At 34.2% G+C, this 17,793-nt stretch carries 14 protein-coding genes; 10 read left to right on the top strand and 4 right to left on the bottom strand.

Annotated elements, in window-relative coordinates:
- Window positions 1-42 precede the first annotated feature (42 nt).
- The 7 genes from BLR17_RS02315 (at window position 43) to BLR17_RS02285 (ending at window position 8,207) form a co-directional block, all read left to right on the top strand.
- A complete protein-coding gene (locus BLR17_RS02315; protein WP_066328136.1) occupies window positions 43-387 on the top strand; it encodes an L-rhamnose mutarotase in 345 nt (114 codons plus the stop codon).
- Window positions 388-497: 110 nt separating this feature from the next.
- On the top strand, window positions 498-1,646 hold the full coding sequence (locus BLR17_RS02310; protein ID WP_066328143.1) for a DNA polymerase III subunit: 1,149 nt from the start codon (window positions 498-500) through the stop codon (window positions 1,644-1,646).
- Window positions 1,647-1,651: 5 nt separating this feature from the next.
- On the top strand, window positions 1,652-2,035 hold the full coding sequence (locus BLR17_RS02305; protein WP_066328144.1) for a DoxX family protein: 384 nt from the start codon (window positions 1,652-1,654) through the stop codon (window positions 2,033-2,035).
- 60 nt (window positions 2,036-2,095) lie between these two features.
- Window positions 2,096-2,605: an acyl-CoA thioesterase gene (locus BLR17_RS02300; protein ID WP_066328145.1), complete on the top strand. Its 510-nt coding sequence runs from the start codon at window positions 2,096-2,098 to the stop codon at window positions 2,603-2,605.
- A gap of 179 nt (window positions 2,606-2,784) precedes the next feature.
- Entirely contained in the window at window positions 2,785-3,792 is a 1,008-nt protein-coding gene (recA, locus tag BLR17_RS02295) for a recombinase RecA (RefSeq protein WP_066328146.1), read from the top strand.
- Between the two features lie 184 nt (window positions 3,793-3,976).
- A complete protein-coding gene (locus BLR17_RS02290; RefSeq protein ID WP_066328147.1) occupies window positions 3,977-7,678 on the top strand; it encodes an ELWxxDGT repeat protein in 3,702 nt (1,233 codons plus the stop codon).
- Window positions 7,679-7,787: 109 nt separating this feature from the next.
- On the top strand, window positions 7,788-8,207 hold the full coding sequence (locus BLR17_RS02285) for a hypothetical protein (protein ID WP_066328148.1): 420 nt from the start codon (window positions 7,788-7,790) through the stop codon (window positions 8,205-8,207).
- Between the two features lie 53 nt (window positions 8,208-8,260).
- Here the strand turns inward: BLR17_RS02285 and BLR17_RS02280 are convergent, their stop codons facing one another.
- Window positions 8,261-9,022, bottom strand: a complete 762-nt coding sequence (locus tag BLR17_RS02280; protein WP_066328150.1) for a lysophospholipid acyltransferase family protein — start codon at window positions 9,020-9,022, stop codon at window positions 8,261-8,263.
- A 292-nt stretch (window positions 9,023-9,314) separates the two neighbouring features.
- On the opposite strand from BLR17_RS02280, the gene trpS reads away from it, so the two are divergent.
- Window positions 9,315-10,292 (top strand): tryptophan--tRNA ligase, encoded by a 978-nt coding sequence (gene trpS / locus BLR17_RS02275; RefSeq protein ID WP_066328151.1) that lies wholly within the window; start codon window positions 9,315-9,317, stop codon window positions 10,290-10,292.
- 88 nt (window positions 10,293-10,380) lie between these two features.
- Here the strand turns inward: trpS and BLR17_RS02270 are convergent, their stop codons facing one another.
- Window positions 10,381-11,655: a TlpA family protein disulfide reductase gene (locus BLR17_RS02270; protein ID WP_074517112.1), complete on the bottom strand. Its 1,275-nt coding sequence runs from the start codon at window positions 11,653-11,655 to the stop codon at window positions 10,381-10,383.
- Window positions 11,656-11,766: 111 nt separating this feature from the next.
- Entirely contained in the window at window positions 11,767-12,867 is a 1,101-nt protein-coding gene (dprA, locus tag BLR17_RS02265) for a DNA-processing protein DprA (RefSeq protein ID WP_066328154.1), read from the bottom strand.
- 102 nt (window positions 12,868-12,969) lie between these two features.
- Between dprA and BLR17_RS02260 the strand changes: the two genes are divergently transcribed.
- Entirely contained in the window at window positions 12,970-13,926 is a 957-nt protein-coding gene (locus tag BLR17_RS02260) for an HU domain-containing protein (protein WP_066328156.1), read from the top strand.
- Between the two features lie 34 nt (window positions 13,927-13,960).
- Here the strand turns inward: BLR17_RS02260 and BLR17_RS02255 are convergent, their stop codons facing one another.
- Window positions 13,961-14,911, bottom strand: a complete 951-nt coding sequence (locus BLR17_RS02255) for a helix-turn-helix domain-containing protein (RefSeq protein ID WP_066328157.1) — start codon at window positions 14,909-14,911, stop codon at window positions 13,961-13,963.
- A gap of 282 nt (window positions 14,912-15,193) precedes the next feature.
- Here BLR17_RS02255 and BLR17_RS02250 point away from each other — a divergent pair, with 282 nt between their 5' ends.
- Window positions 15,194-17,695 (top strand): L-rhamnose mutarotase, encoded by a 2,502-nt coding sequence (locus BLR17_RS02250; protein ID WP_066328159.1) that lies wholly within the window; start codon window positions 15,194-15,196, stop codon window positions 17,693-17,695.
- The last annotated feature ends 98 nt before the right edge of the window (window positions 17,696-17,793 follow it).

The following is a 17,793-nucleotide window of genomic DNA, read 5'->3' as shown; positions in this document are numbered from 1 at the left end:
TTTCGAAAGAAATAGTTTTTACTAATTTATTAAAAGCTCTATATGGTTACAAGAAAACTATGTTACGCCTGTGATTTAATTGATAAACCGGAATTAATTCAGGAGTACAAGCGTTATCATGCTAAAGAAAACGCCTGGCCGGAAATCACGAAAAGTATCAAGGATTCCGGAATTATTGATTTGGAAATTTACATATTGGCAAATCGCCTGTTTATGATTATGGAAGTGGATGAAACTTTCAGTCCGGAACGCAAACAAATGATGGATACTGCCAATCCAAAAGTGCAGGAATGGGAGAAATTAATGTGGCAATTTCAGCAGGCACCTCCGGGAGCTAAGGATGGCGAAAAATGGCTGCCGATGGAACAGATTTATAAATTGCCTTAAATTGAATCTGTTCGACTTGATTTTTTTGAAGCTCTAAATCAAGCTGTATAGGCAGAGAAACTTTGTAATCTAAAATTTTAGACTTATCCATTTTCTGCTATCTTTGCCTTATGCAGTTTTCAGAAATTTTAGGGCAGGAACACATTAAAAACCATCTTAGCAGAAGTGCTGATTTGGGACGAATTCCGCACGCACAATTGTTTGTAGGTCCCGAAGGTAGTGGGACTCTGGCTATGGCAATTGCTTATGCACAATATATTTTGTGTGGCAACCAAAACGGAGAAAATGATGGCGAAAATCACGCCTGTAACATAAAATTCCAAAAACTGTCCCATCCCGATTTGCATTTTGCTTATCCTACCGTTACCACCGATGAGGTAAAGAAAAACCCTAAGAGTATTGATTTTATTGCCGATTGGAGAGAGTTTGTTCTTCAAAATCCTTATGGTGGTTTGTTTGATTGGTATGCCGTTTTAGGAGTTCAAAACAAACAGGGAGAAATTCGTGTTGATGATGCTCAGGAAATCCTGAAATCACTTTCTTTAAAAGCGTATGAAGGCGGTTATAAAATCATGATTGTCTGGATGGCCGATAAATTGAATATCGCTGCTTCCAATAAATTGTTGAAATTACTGGAAGAACCACCTGAAAAAACCATATTTATTCTGATTTCTGAAAATGAAGAAGACATTATCCAAACCATTCGTTCGCGTTGTCAAATATTACATTTTAACGGACTGAGCGAAGCGGTTATTGCCGAAGCTTTGGTTACCCGTGAGCAAATTGATTTAAAATTAGCAACAAAATTAGCGCATCAGGCACAGGGGAATTTTAATGCGGCTTTGCATTTATTGCATGATAATGACGAGGAACATCCGTTTGAACAATGGTTTGTAACCTGGGTTCGCGCGGCTTTCAAGGCTAAAAAAGATGCGGCAGCCATTCAGGATTTGATTCTTTGGAGTGAAAAAATTGCGGCTTTGGGAAGAGAAGCCCAAAAGAAGTTTTTGCAGTTTTGTATGGAAATGTTCCGTCAGGCATTGTTGATTAATTACGAAACACCCAGTTTAGTTTATTTCGAACCAAAAGTCGATAAATTCAAGTTGGAAAATTTTGCGCCTTTTGTAAACGGAAACAATATTCAGGATATTTTTAAAGAGCTTTCGGATGCTATGTATCATATTGAGCGTAACGGAAATGCAAAAATCATTTTAACCGATTTATCAATCAAACTCACACGTTTAATTCACAAAAAATAACGATTATGAATAATCCGGCTTCGCTTTTACTTCTGGTATTTTTCGGAATTACTTTTTTGCAATCCAGTTATGAAAAACTGTTTTATTGGGAAGATAATGTCAATTGGTTAAAAGAGCATTTTGCTAAAACCAAATTGAAAAATCACGTGAAATTAGCCTTAATCAATTTGGTTGTAATGGAATTGATTTCGACTATTTTGTGTTTTGTCGGTTGTATCGAATTATTAGTAAATAAGGGAAGGCTTTTTGGTTATTACGGGGCGTTATTTTCGGCGATTACTTTGTTGATGATGCTTTTTGGTCAACGATTAGCCAAGGATTATGACGGTGCCAGAACCATCGTTATTTATTTTATTCCGGCAGTGATGGCGGTGTATTGGTTGAGTTAGGTAATGTCAATGATAAAAATCAATGACAATTGCAATATCAATAACAAAATCTAGAATCAGATGACTCCTAAATTTCCATCAGAATCTTTAACTGTTTTGACTGATTTGGTTTTGCCAAGTGAGACCAATCATATCAATAATCTTTTTGGGGGTGAATTATTAGCCCGAATGGATCGTGCGGCCAGCATTGCAGCGCAGCGTCATTCGAGAAATATTTCGGTTACGGCTTCGGTGAATCATGTGGCTTTTACAAAAGCTATTTTACTGGGAAGTGTGGTAACTATTGAAGCTAAGGTTTCCCGGGCGTTTAAGAGTTCGATGGAAGTCTATATTGATGTTTGGGTCGAAGACAGAAATTCCGGAATTAAAACTAAGGCCAATGAGGCCATTTATACTTTTGTTGCAGTTGACGAAAAAGGAACGCCGGTAGAAGTCGCCCAAATCATTCCTGAAACGGAATTGGAAAAACAACGTTATGATGCCGCTTTAAGACGCAAACAGTTGAGTTTGGTGTTGGCAGGAAAAATGAAACCCGAAGAGGCTACGGAGCTGAAAGCCTTGTTTGTGTAAACTTTGTTTTTTGATTATAAAATCTTTTTAAACGAAAAATTTGCATTAAAAAAAGAAGTATTTTTACGAGCACAAAAAATGAAATTTAATAGAAATTCAAAGTAGTTAATGAACTTTTTGAATTTCTGATTAGTGGTAAATAATATAAATAATTTAACGATAGAAAAGCGAAATAGAAGATGAGTACAGAGAAAGAAGCCAAATTAAAAGCGTTACAGCTTACCCTTGATAAACTTGATAAAACCTACGGAAAAGGGACCGTTATGAAAATGGGGGATAAGGCGATTGAAGAAGTTGAGGTAATTTCTTCGGGATCTTTAGGTGTGGATTTAGCACTTGGAGTAGGTGGATATCCAAAAGGAAGAATTATCGAAATTTATGGGCCGGAATCTTCAGGTAAAACCACTTTAACCCTTCATGCTATTGCCGAAGCGCAAAAAGCAGGCGGAATTGCAGCTTTTATTGATGCGGAACACGCATTCGACAGAAATTACGCTGAGAAATTAAATGTAGATATCGAAAACTTAATTATTTCGCAACCGGATAATGGTGAGCAGGCTTTAGAAATTGCTGAAAACTTGATTCGTTCAGGAGCAATTGATATTGTGGTAATTGACTCGGTAGCCGCTTTAACTCCAAAAAGTGAGATTGAAGGTGAAATGGGAGATTCTAAAATGGGACTTCATGCCCGTTTGATGTCTCAGGCTTTGAGAAAATTAACAGCAACTATTAGTAAAACCAATTGTACCGTTTTCTTCATCAACCAGTTGAGAGAGAAAATCGGAGTAATGTTTGGAAATCCTGAAACGACTACAGGAGGTAATGCTTTGAAGTTTTATGCTTCGGTACGTTTAGATATTCGTCGTTCTTCTCAAATTAAGGATGGGGAGAATGTTATTGGAAACAGAACTAAAGTTAAGATTGTTAAAAACAAAGTAGCGCCGCCGTTTAAAGTAGCCGAATTTGATATCATGTATGGTGAAGGAGTTTCTAAAACAGGGGAAATTCTGGATTTAGCAGTAGAATTTGAAATCGTGAAAAAATCAGGTTCATGGTTTAGTTATGGTGAAACTAAATTAGGACAAGGTCGTGATGCTGTTAAAACATTAATTAAAGACAACCCTGAATTAGCTGATGAACTGGAAGAAAAAATCAAATCCAGAATTAAAGAATTAGCTGATAATTAAATATTTATCTTTTTAAGATTTCCAAAAAGCTCGGTTTTTTCCGAGCTTTTTTTGTTAGTTCGGAAAAGCAATAGGTTTATTTGTAATAAATTTTCCTTATTTTTGAGTTTAATGAAAGCTTTTTTAGTGATTTTAATCAAAAATTAACTTACAAAATGTTTTTAATGAATAAAATGAAAATCAGATGAAATCTAACTTTACTTTTTTGTTTTTACTTTTAATTTCCCAAATAACTTTTGCTCAGACATTAGATGCTACTTTAGTTGAACTGAACTTCCACTCGAATAGCGATCCTCAAAATTTAACCCCATTTAAAACTGGATTTTTTTTCAGTGCTACTGATGGAGATTTTAAGAATTTTGGTAGGGAGTTATGGCTTTCTAATGGTACAAAAGAAGGAACTTTTATGGTCAAAGATATAAAACTAGGACAAGGTTCTTCAAATCCTAGTTCTCTGGTAGTAATAAATGATATATTATACTTCATAGCAAATGATGGTTTTCATGGCTCAGAATTATGGAAAAGTGATGGAACGGAGAACGGAACTCAACTGGTAAAGGATATTAAACAGAATGATCAAAATGATTATAATGGTCCTTTAAATTTGATAAACTTTAATGGGAAATTGTTTTTTACGGCTACTAATAATATAGATGGATTTGAGTTATGGACAACAGATGGAACTGAAGCAGGAACATATATGGTAAAAGATATAAATGTTGGTGCTTCAGGGAGTTCTCCTAGTGATTTGTTTGTGTTTAAAAATAACTTATATTTTGTTGCTAATAATGGAAATAATCAAACACAATTATGGAAAAGTGATGGAACTGATGGAGGTACAAACTTAGTGAAAGATATTAATCCAAATAGTTCAGATTTGAGTTATGGAAATCAATTTTTGATACTGAACGATAATTTTTATTTTTTTGCGAATGATGGTATAAATGGATTTGAGTTATGGAAAAGTAATGGAACCGAATCAGGAACGATAATGGTTAAGAATATAAGAACGGGAGGGTACTTTTCAAATTCTGAAACTACTTTAAAAGGAAATGTTATTAATAACCAAATAGTTTTTCAATTTGATGATGGTACTCACGGAACTGAATTGTGGATTACGGATGGAACCGAATTAGGAACAAGAATACTAAAAGATATAAATTCTACAGGTAAAAGTGTGTCTAATACTTCATACGTAAAATTCAAAAACGAAATTTACTTTGTAGCAGATGATGGAGTTCATGGTAATGAACTTTGGAAAACAAATGGGACTAGTGATGGTACAGTACTATTGAAGGATATAAATGAAAATCCAGGATATTGGCCAAACACTGGAAATGCATCTGCACAGATATCTAAAGTTTTTGTGAACAATGACAAACTGTTTTTTTATAGTGATAGTACAAATTCCACTAAAAGGACGTTATGGGTTAGTGACGGAACGACTTTAGGGACGCTTGAATTGTCTAATGAGATTGAGACCTTGAATTCTGTCTTTTATGTAAATGTTAGTAATAGTGTGATATTTACAGGGCTTAATGAGAAGTATGGGAACGAATTATGGATTACAGATGGAACATCCTTTGGGACATCACTTTTTGCTGATTTAAACCATTTAAATAGTAGCAATGCTTCTAGGTTTACTGATGTAAATGGGAGTTTGTTTTTTAGAGCTGGAGGTACAGAATATGGAAATCAATTATATAAGAGTGATGGGACGATAAGTGGCACCAAATCAGTTAAAGATATAAATCCTGGTTATAGTTGTATAGATGATCTTTCAGATTTGAAGGTTATAAATGGAACACTTTTTTTTAGTGCAATTGATAGTACTCATGGCTATGAGTTGTGGAAAAGTGATGGGACTGAAAGTGGAACTGTAATGGTAAAGGATATAAATGTTGGTAATAAAAGCAGTATGCGAAATTATAATGATAAACAGCCTTTTTCAGTTATAAAAAATGAGCTTTATTTTTATGCTAATGATGGTGTACATGGTTTTGAATTATGGAAAAGTAATGGTACAGAATCTGGTACCTTCATGGTAAAAGATTTAACTTTAGGTTCAGGAAGCAGTTATCCTAGTAATTTTGTTGTATTAAATAACACTATCTATTTTTCAGCGATTAATCCAGTTAGTGGAATGTCTTTGTGGAAAACTGATGGAACTGAATTAGGAACAACTGAAATTATGAAATTGCCAGATTTAAGGGTGTTAAATGCTGTTAATAATAAACTAATTCTATTTGCTAATTCATCCGGTACTACTTATGGACCTCATGATTTATGGGTTTCAAACGGAACAGTAGAAGGAACAAACCATATAAAATCTTTTGGGGATAATATTGATAGTGAAATTCAATTTACAACTATATTGAATAATGAATTGTACTTTGTAGCTAAAAATCCGGATAGTTCAAGAAAAGCTGTTTATAAAACAAATGGTACTCTAGAAGGGACTGTTTTATTATTTGATGGTGCAACGCATCCAACAATGCCCGACCTTGATATAAATACAATTTTGACATGTGGGAATTATGTTTATTTTTTAGTGTCAAATTATTCCAAAGTTGATAAAGAATTATGGAGAACTAATGGAGTTACAACTGAGAAAGTAGCTGGTTCAGACACAGAAGATTTTTTATATATACGAAATCTAACATGTTATAAAAATAATTTATTATACTTGGCCGAATCTAATCCTAATAAAATATGGCTTGTAAATGATGCTTCAAAAGAAGCAAAATCCTTAAATATAAATGTTGTCAATTCTAAAAATATTGATGATAATATTACAATTGAAGAATTAGGGGCGACTAAAAATAAATTGTATTTCAGAGCTCGAAATAAAGTGAGTGGAAATGAACTTTACATAACTAATTATTTTGGATTAAATCCTCCAGTTGCAGTTATGGATCAAATAAATGTGTCGCAAGGAGGAACTGCAACAACATTATCTGACGGAGGAACAAGTTTGCTTTATAATGATAAAGATTTAGATAATGATGTTCTTACAGCCATTGTTGTAACCAATCCAATCAATGGAAAATTAACTCTAAATTCAAATGGATCCTTTACTTATGTTCATAATAATTCTGAAACGATCTCAGATAGTTTTACATATAAAGTTAATGATGGAGGTTCAGATAGTAACATAGTTAAAGTGGATATCGTTATTCAGCCTTTTTTATTACCATATAATAATTTTCTAATTGAAACGAAATCAGAGACTTGTTTAGGAAAGAATAATGGAGAAATTTCTATTGTTGCTGCTCAGAAATATAATTATGTAGCACAAATAAATTCTAACACATACAATTTTGAAAATAATTCTTTAGTTATTTCAAATTTAGAACCTGGAATTTATCCTTTGTGTATAACTGTTGAAGGGAAATCTTTCAATCAATGTTATACTGTAACAATTGGAAAGGGAGGAACAATGAATGGTAAATCTACTGTTAATTTAAGTAAGATTGATGTGGAAATCACAGAAGGAACCGCTCCGTTTATGATTTTTATTAATGATATTTCCCAATTTGAGACCACTGATTCCCATTTTTCTGTTCAAGTAAAAAAAGGAGATGTCCTTAAGGTGCAATCAGCAAAGTCTTGCGAAGGTGTTTATAGTAAGGAAATTTTTGATATGCCTGAAGCAGTTTACGCTTTTCCTAATCCGACAAAGGGACTAGTTGAAGTTACTGTTCCAACTGAAAAACAAACTATTTTTGTTGAGTTATATGCAGTTAACGCTAATTTAATTTCAAAAGATTTTTACCCTGTTGTTAATAAAACAATCCAATTAGGTTTGGATGATTATGCCGTCGGAGTATATATTGCCAAAGTATATTTAGACATTCCAATTAGTTTAATGATAATTAAAAAATAATTTAGATAGGTTTATTTAAATAAAAGGATTTTCAAAGCAACCTTTTTCTCTTTTTAGGGTCTAAGTAATAAGAACCGAGATTAGATTATTAATTTATAACCCCCAAAAAATGAAAAAAATTGCGCTGTTTTTAGTTTTAATGACCTCTTTATTAAGTTGTAGTGTAGATGAAGGAGATAAATATAATTATTATATTTTACCCATTGAAAGTTATACTATGCCGGCAACTTTCGCTGTAGGAGCATCTCACAAAATCGAGTTGAAGTATCAAATGCCTACGGCCTGTTATAATTACGGAGGAATATATTATGATTATGGTTCTAGTTCTGAATCAAAAACGAGAACAATAGGTATTTATGCCAATACTAAAGTAGGGGAAACTTGTTCAGAAGCATTACCGCCATTGTCCGATGCTTATTTTAATTTTGTTCCCCAATCAGCAGGAACTTATACTTTTAAATTTTACAAAGGAAAAGATGATGCTGGTGTTGATGTGTTTGAGGATGTGGAAGTTGTTGTTACGCAATAACGCTTTAGTATTAAAATATAAAAATCATTTGGTTCTCAGGTGATTTTTTTATTTTAAGTCGTTTCAGTTTTTTTCTCGTTTCCAAATTTTAATAATTGCTGGTAAATAGTAGCTCTTACGTTTTCACGAAGTTCTTTTCTGTCTGTGCTTGTTTTGTCCAGGGTTTCAACTTGTTTATGGATTTTTACCCGCATGATTCCCGGACTTCCGGCAAAAAAAGTATAAGGAAAACGCTCTTTGTTGTCTCCAAAACTGATAGGTAAAATAGGAATTTGATGTTTAATAGCCAGTTTAAAAGCGCCTTCTTTAAAATGGTCTAAAATTATCGATTCGTCATCCGGGACGCCGCCTTCGGGGAAAATACATACACTCAGTCCACGTTCAATTCGTTTATGGGCCTTCGTGAAAACAGCCATTCGGCTTTGCGAATCGCTTCTGTCAACTAAAATGCAGGTTCTTTTGTAGAAGAAACCAAAAAGAGGAATTCTGGCTAATTCCTGTTTGCCAACAAAAACAAAAGGATTTTTAATGATAGCAAGCATCAGCATGATGTCGGTCATCGAAGTATGATTGGCTACAATCATATAACTTTTGTGAGAATCAATTGGTTGTTCGCTGTCCAATTTGTGATAAAAACCCATACCGAAGAGGATGAATTTTGCCCAGATTCGAGCCATTTTGAAAAAATAAGGATAGCCTTTCTCGGAAAGAATCGAAAGTACCAAAAAAGGAAACATAATCAGGATAGGAATCGCCATCAGGATGTAAAACCAGATGCGCCAAAGAATCCAAAAAATTATTTTTATGCCTTTCATATGTTCAAAAATAAGGAATCAAATGTAAAGTCTCAGTATTTTAAACCATATAAGTCATATAAGTTGTTTTTTTAGCTGTTTTGAAGCTTAAATGTACTTTAAGTTCATTTAAGTTATCCGTTTTGTTTTTTTAAGAATTAGTTTTAAACTTATATGATTCATATGGTTTAAAAAAATAGTCGATAAGATTCATTCTAAGTAAATTTTTAAAATTTGCGAATTTGAGGTAAAAAATAAAAAACTTTGCGAACTTTGCGGTTCAATAAAATTTTAGCGACAGCAATAAATCATAATGGCAAAAATACTTACCGGAGTTCAAAGTACTGGAACTCCACATTTAGGAAACTTACTTGGAGCAATCATTCCGGCAATTCAATTGTCCAACAATTCAGCAAATGAATCTTTTCTTTTTATCGCCGATTTGCATTCGGTGACTCAAATAAAAAACGGAGAAACTTTAAGAAATAATACTTACAGTGTAGCGGCAGCCTGGCTGGCATTTGGGTTGGATGTCAATAAAGTGGTTTTTTACCGTCAGTCGGATGTGCCACAAACAGCAGAGTTATCCTGGTATTTGAGTTGTTTCTTTCCATACCAACGATTGACTTTGGCGCACTCTTTTAAAGATAAAGCCGATCGATTAGATGATGTCAATGCAGGTTTGTTTTCGTATCCAATGTTGATGGCGGCTGATATTTTACTGTATGATGCCGAGTTTGTTCCGGTTGGTAAAGATCAATTGCAACATTTGGAAATGACACGTGATGTGGCTTCCCGTTTTAATCATCAAATGGGGGAGACTTTTGTGCTTCCTGAAGCTAAAATTCAGGATGATAGTATGTTGATTCCGGGTACGAATGGAGGAAAAATGAGTAAATCGGCTAATAATATCATTAATATTTTCCTGGATGATAAAGCCTTACGCAAACAGGTAATGAGTATTGAAACCGACAGTACACCACTTGAAGCTCCTAAAAATCCGGATACTTGTAATGCCTTTGCTATTTATTCTTTGTTAGCCAATGAAGAGCAAATTGCACAAATGAGAGCCAATTATCTGGGCGGAAATTACGGTTATGGTCACGCCAAACAGGCTTTGTTTGAATTAATTTGTGAAACTTTCAAAACCGAAAGAGAAAAGTACCATTACTACATCAATAATCTTCAGGAAGTAGATGCCTTGTTGAAAATAGGAGCGGAAAAAGCTTCGGCTATAGCTAATGAAGTTTTAGGAAGAGTTAGAGAAAAATTAGGTTTCGAGGTGGGATAATTTTTTAAATATAATTTACCGCAGATTCGCAGATTATAATTTTAAAATCTGTGAATCTGCGGTTTTTTTGTTTTCTTAAGTTGTCAAATTATTGATTTATGGCATCTTCCAATTGTTTAATTAATGTTTCTCTATTCATTGGATAACCTGCTCTTGAAAGTTCATAACTTCCATCTTTCTTTAGAATTATATAAGTTGGGTAGCCTGTTCCTTTTGATTTAGTCATGATATCTTTAGTTAGGTTATCATTGGCTAGAATGTGAAATCCCTCAATGCTTTGATAAGCTATGATTTTTTTCCAATTTTCAGGATTATGAATATCAAAATTAGCAATGTAGACAAACTGTACGTCTTTGTCTTTGAAGAATTGATGTAAGGCTTCGCTGTGTTGGGCAATTTGTTTTCTACAAGGGTCACACCAAGTTCCCCACATATCTATTAAAACAGTTTTCCCTTTGAATTGGTTTATGACTTCTTCGAAGGTATTGAATTGTTCACCGTTTTTTACAAAAATCATTTTGTCTGTTAGAGTTTTGTTGTTCTTTTCTATGATTATATCAATTTTGGGCTGCAATTGTGAAATATAAGGGCTATTTGGAAATTGCTTTTTAAAATTTTCAAATATCTGAGGTAGATTTTTATTGTTTTCTTCTTTAATGGAGCCGTTTAGAAGTATAACATAAGCAAATTCAGCTGATTTTCCTGTGTAGAATTTTTGGATGATTTTTTGGGTTAATATATTTACAGGATCGTCTGCAAAGAGCTTTTGTCCTTCTACAATAGAACTATTGTACCATTCTTTGTAAAACTCTTCTTTATTTTCTCCAGAAGCTTCTTTCCATAATTCTTCTTTCTTGCGTAGTAAAATGTTTGCTACAAGATTTTGATAATTTGGTGCGCTTAAAGCTTCATCATTACTTATTTTGATCTTTGAAAATAATTCATTTCGTTTTGCTTTCCATTTATCGATGTTTCGATAATAAGCATTTTGGTTCTTGTATTTGTTGTTTTGTTCAAATGAATAGAAAGCATTAGGCGTAAAATACTCCAAATTTATTTTCGCTGTTTTTATAAATTCCATTGAGGGGTTATGAGTTTTAATAAAGTCGTCTAATTTTGATTTATTATTAAAAGCTATTTGTTCAATTTCTTTAGAGACTCTTTCCGGTAAGGTGTCTCCTTTGAATTTTTCAAGATTCAAATAATTTGTATTGAATATGAATTGTTTTTCCTCTTCAATTTTTTCTTTATTATTTGCGTTTTGAGCGAAAGTTACAATTGAGAGTTGTAACAAAAAGAATAATAGAATCAATGATTTCTCTAAAAATATAGTTATAGGGCTAAGTGGCTGGTTTTGTTTCATTTTTTATGGCTTTTTAATCAGTTGCGTGGGTTAAAAATAATAAAAAAATCTTACAAATTTAATCTAAGACAAAAACCTTAGTGAGCTGGCGAAGAAATCTGCGGTAACTTATCAAATCGCCTCAAATAATTTTCCCGGTAAGGGTCTGATTACTCCTTTGAGTTCCATATTCAATAAAATGCTAGAAACCCTGTAAATAGGGAACTCACATTCCAGCGCAATAATATCCATTAATTCTTTTCCTGTTTTTATAAGGTAATCATATATTTTTTGTTCCTCATTGTCGAGGGAAACAAACAATTGTTTTTGGACGGCTTTGGGTTCTTCTTTAATGTCCCAATTCAACATGTAAATTAAATCGGCGGCACTGGTGAGTACGTTTGCTTTTTGGGTTTTGATCAGGTTGTTACAGCCTGTGCTGTATTTATCAGTAGTTCGTCCCGGAACGGCAAAAACATCACGGTTGTAATCATTCGCCATATTAGCAGTAATTAAAGAACCGCCTCTTTCCGCCGATTCGATAACAATCGTGGCTTCCGCCATTCCGGCTACAATGCGGTTTCGCTTGACGAAATTTTCTTTGTCAGGATTGGCTGAACTCCAAAACTCCGTCATAAAACCGCCGTTTTGTTCCATTTTAGCCATGTATTTTTTGTGGTTTTTTGGGTAAATTTGGTTCAAACCATGAGCTAAAACACCAATGGTTTGCAAATTGTTTTCCATAGCCAGTTGGTGTGCTACGATATCCACTCCGTAAGCAAAACCACTGACGATAACCGGATTGAGCGGGATTAAATCTTCAATCAGTTTTTTACAAAATTCGGTTCCGTAAGAGGTAATTTGGCGTGTACCGACAATGCTGATAATTTTTCGGTTTTTTAAATCGATATTTCCGGCGGTAAATAGGAGTACCGGTGCGTCAACACAATGTTTGAGTTTGTCGGGGTAATTTTCGTCCTGGAAATAGGCTGTACTAATATTATTAGCTTGAATAAATTCCAATTCTTTATTGGCTTTGTCAAATACCGATTGGTCTTTTAGATTTTTAAGTAATGTGGAACCAATGCCATCAATCGCTGCTAATTGACTGCTTTTGGTCTTAAAAACAGCTTCGGCTGAACCACAATGACTGATTAATTTTTTCGCCATAATGTCGCCAATACCTTCGATTCGCTGTAAAGCTAATATGTAAAATAAATCGGATGTTGTCATGCTAAATATTTGAAATTGAAATGTATAAATTTTCTTCTGGATTGTTAATAAAAATTGTGAATAAAATTTTGATAACTATATTGGATGTATAACTTTGTATGTATGAATATAGAACACTACATAAGCCAACTATTATATCGTTATCAATGCGTTACCGTTCCTGGTTTCGGTGCTTTTTTGACTGAAATCCAATCGGCGCAGTGGGTTGAGAGTGCAAATTCTTTTTATCCGCCTAAAAAATTGATTTCTTTTAACACCAACATTAAAAATAATGATGGTTTATTAGCAAATCATATTGCCAGAGCTGAAAAAACTTCTTATGAATATGCTATTAGTGCTATTCAATATCAGGTGTTGAACTGGAAAAAGGAATTGGAACAAAACAGAGCCTTAATGGTTAAAAATGTAGGTAGTTTTGTTTTAGGCGCTACAGATAATTTAATTTTTACACCTTCGGAACAAAAGAATTATTTGACTTCTTCCTTTGGTTTGTCTTCTTTTATCGCTCCGGCGGTTAAAAGAGAAGCTACAGAGGAAATACCTGCCGTTGTTGAAGAAAGGGAAGTAATTGCCTTAGTTCCTGAGGAAAGAAGTGGTCGTTCGTATTTGAAATATGCTGCTATTTTTATTTTAGGATTAGGTTTAGCGGGTACAGCAGCTTATTCCGTTTGGAATAATCAAATTGAAACTCAAACGGTTTTAGTTGAAAAAGCAGTACAAAAGAAAGTAGAGTCTAAAATTCAGGAGGCTACTTTTTTTATCAAAAGCCCGATGGCTCCTGTAACACTTTCTGTAAAAGCCAATAAAGAAGAAAAGGAAGAAATTAAATTGCCTTACCACGTGGTAGCCGGAGCTTTTAGAGATGAAAGCAATGCAAATCAGGTTGTGAAAAAGTTAAAAAAATTGGGCTATAATGCCAGAAGATTAGATATTAACGAACACGGTTTGTATCCTGTGCTTTATGGTAGTTTTGCTACTTATGCCGAAGCTCAGAAACTTAAAAATGAAGTTCGGGAATCAGAAAATCCGGAAGCCTGGTTGCTGGTTCAATCATTATAATTTAGAAAACCTATTCGTTACTGAATAGGTTTTTTTATTTCTTTTTTTTCTGTTGTTGAAGTTGGTATTTCCTTGGACTTATTCCGTTGCGTTGTGAAAATGTTGAGGTAAAATGTTGTAATGACGAAAATCCGCATATAAAAGCAATTTCGGCCATACTAATGTCCTTGTTGTTTTGAATTAAATCGATGGCTTTTTCGAGTTTTAAGCTAATTATGAAACTGTTAGGAGGGAAACCGGTAAGTTTTTTAACTTCATAAGTAAACTTAGTTTTGCCCATATTAAATTCTGAAGCCAAATCTTCAATATGCCATTTTCGAGTTAAATCGCTTTTTAGTAATTGGGTTAGTTTTTCAATAAAGCTGCCGTCTTCCTGGTTTTTTTGAATTTTATTCGAAAGTTGGCGGTGTAAATCGATGAAAAGATTCTCCAGAATGTTTTGAACTTTTATCTCAAAACCTTCTTCCTGAAAAGTTAATTCGTTTCGTATTTCGTCAAAATATTTTTTAAAATTCTTGGCTTTTTCCAATACCGAATTGCTGGCATCACCAATCATTTCGCCTAGATTTTGCTGGAAATTTTTAGATAATTTACTCCAATTACCCAGATCTAAAGCTATATTTTTTGAAAATTCAAAAGGTTTAATGATAATCCAGTTGATCTGACCAATATCCATAATTCCGGAAAGACTTCCGTTTTCGTGCCAAGGAGCGGTAACCGATAAATTCTCGGGTAGCAATTCGATTTCTTTGCCTTCGATTACCCAGTCGTATTTGCCACTATTCACATAATGTATCTCGATACCGTCATTAAGGTGTGGTCGCATGGTGTCGTCAATACGGACTTTGGAGAATTTCATGCTGCCAAACTGACTAATGAAAGGCAGTTTTTTTAATGGTCCCGGATTGTTTTCGTGCCACCAAACACCATAGTTACCGTGTTCATCTTTCTCAGTTATGGTTTTTGGCAATAAAAAGGAATTCATAAATTAATTTCTATTAAATTGGTATAAAGATAATTATTAAATTTATTTATTATAATTTTATCCTTTTTTATAAAATCGACCGTTGTTTAAAACTATGATTTTTTTTATATTAAAATAATTAACTTGCCCAACCCAATTTATTTATTATCAAGCATATCAGAGTCGAAAGACTTTTTTTTTAACATTAAAAATGAAAACGTTTACATTTTGTTTGTTTTGAGAGTGAGTATGGTGTTAAAATTGATGAGAATCAGAATTCAATTATAATTTAAAATAGCTTTTATGTTTTTAAAAAATCGACTTAGCCTATTGACTTCTTTACTAGTATTTTTTACTGTGTTTTCTATGCAGGCTGCTGATATTTGGGTGGCTACAAACGGTAAAGATTCGAATGAAGGAACTAAAGCTAGTCCGCTGGCAACAGTACATATGGCATTGAGAAAAGCCAGAGAACTGCGTCGATTGAAAGATGCTTCGGTAAAAGGAGGAATTCATATTATCATAAAAGACGGTACTTATTATTTTGACGAACCTTTGTTTGTAAGACCTGAGGATTCTGGAACTGCTGATAGTCCAACCACAATTGAAGCCGATGTGAATGCAAAGCCTGTTTTTAGTGGTGGAATGAACATTAAGAATTGGAAAAAAACGACAACTTCTATAAACGGTTTAAAACCGGGAGCTGTTTGGGTAGCCGATGCTCCTCAAATTGCAGGTGAAGTGATTAATTATCGTCAACTTTGGGTAAATGATGTAAAAGCTGTTAGAGCTAAAAGTACTGCCGGAGACAAAATGGATCGTATTTTATCCTGGGACAAGGAAACGGAGACTTGTTGGATTCCTTTTAAAGATAAGTCGGTTAAGTTTGAGCCGGGAATGGAAATGTTCATCGTACAATGGTGGGCTATTGCTAATTTACGTATTAAAAATATCGAAGTTGTCAAAGACAGCGCCCGACTTTCATTTGAAAAACCGGAAAGCCGTATTCAGAGTGAGCATCCGTGGCCTGCGCCGTGGATTTCTAAGAATAACGGAAATTCGGCATTCTTCCTGAATAATGGGATGTCATTATTGAACGAGGCAGGAGAGTGGTTTTTGGATAGAAAAAAAGCCAAAATCTATTATATCCCAAGAGCAGGAGAAAATATGGCTTCCGCCAAAGTTACTGCACCTGTATTAGAGAATTTAGTGGATGTAAAAGGTACCATCGATTCACCAGTAAGTTATTTTAAGTTTAAAGGAATTTCTTTTCAATACAGTAATTGGCTGCGTCCGTCGCAACAAGGTCACGTGCCTTTGCAGGCGGGAATGTATTTGCTGGATGCTTATAAGTTAAAAGTTCCGGGAACTCCTAATCAGGCTAATTTAGAAAATCAGGCTTGGGTGGGAAGACCACGTGCTGCTGTTGAAGTGAATTTTGCAAATAACACCGCGTTTGAAGCTTGTAGTTTTGAGCATTTGTCTTCGACTGGTTTGGATTTCAATAAAGGAACAAATCACAATCGTGTTCAGGGAAATTTATTTAAAGACATTGGTGGAAACGGAATTAATCTGGGTGTTTTCTCCGAAGAGCCTTTCGAAGCTCATTTACCATTGGTTGTAAAAGACGAAAGAGAAGTTTGTTCGGATGAGTTGGTGGCTGATAATGTAATTACCAATGTTGCCAATGAAGATTGGGGATGTTTAGGAATTGCAGCCGGTTTTGTGAAAGGTCTTACTATTGAGCACAACGAAATTTCAGATGTGGCGTACAGCGGAATTTCGATGGGATGGGGATGGACACACACCGAAAATGTGATGCGAAATAATAAAATTATTGGAAACAAAATCCATCATTATGCGAAACATTTGCATGATGTGGCGGGAATCTACACGCTTTCTTCTCAGGCAGACAGCCGAATTGAAGAGAATTATATTGACAAAGTGTATTTCAGTCCGTATGCACACGATCCGTTTTTATGGTTGTATTTGTACACCGATGAAGGATCACAGCATTTTACTATTCAAAACAACTGGATTCCGATTCAGAAAATCTTAAAAAACAACAATGGACCTGCAGGAAATATCTGGAAAGACAACTATGCTTTTGTAGATCCAAAAATAAAAGAAAATGCAGGTATTCGCGCTCCTTTTGCTAATTTGAAAAAGGAAGTTGTTGTTGATGATGCCTGGGGATTACAGGAAATGCCTAAGTCGGTTGCGATTGAATTAGTTGGAAAAGATTTTGATATTGAAAAAATCAAATCGACTATAAAAGGTTTCCGAATTGTAGGTGAAGAATTGTACCAATGGGAAAATCATCTGGTGATTTATGGTTTGATGAATCAGCCGGAAAGAACCAAAAAGAAACTGGCATTGGCTTTCCCGGCATTGGAAATTAAAATCTACGAAAACCCAATTTACGATTTTCAAAATTTTGAAAGATGTAAAGATGTTAAAGTTGCATCGGAATGGGAAAATATTGTGTTGACTGCAAATCTTGTAGACGATGCTAAAATGCAAAAAGAATATGTAGATTATCACACTACCCAATTTGAGAAATGGCCTGAAATAGCCAAAGGTTTCTGTAATGCCGATTTCCAACAATTACAGGTTTTCAAAAACGGAAGACAATTGATGTTGGTAATCAGTATTCCAAAAGGAGAAAGTCTGGATAAATTAAATCCAAAAACGGTTGAGAATAATCCTCGTGTAGACGACTGGAATGCGATAATGAAAAAATACCAAACCGGAGTTGAAGGGACAAAACCCGGAGAAGTTTGGAATTTTTTGAAGAAGCTTTAGAACAGAAAAAAGATTAAAGAAAAAAGAGTAAAGAGAATCATGATAAAGAGCCATAGGCTCGGTGATATTGTAGGGATGGATTTTAATCCGTCTATTAG

The sequence above is a fragment of the Flavobacterium glycines genome (assembly GCF_900100165.1).
GTDB lineage: Bacteria > Bacteroidota > Bacteroidia > Flavobacteriales > Flavobacteriaceae > Flavobacterium > Flavobacterium glycines.
The sequence above is the reverse complement of the archived record's forward strand: the minus strand, read 5'-3'. Positions and strand labels throughout refer to the sequence as shown.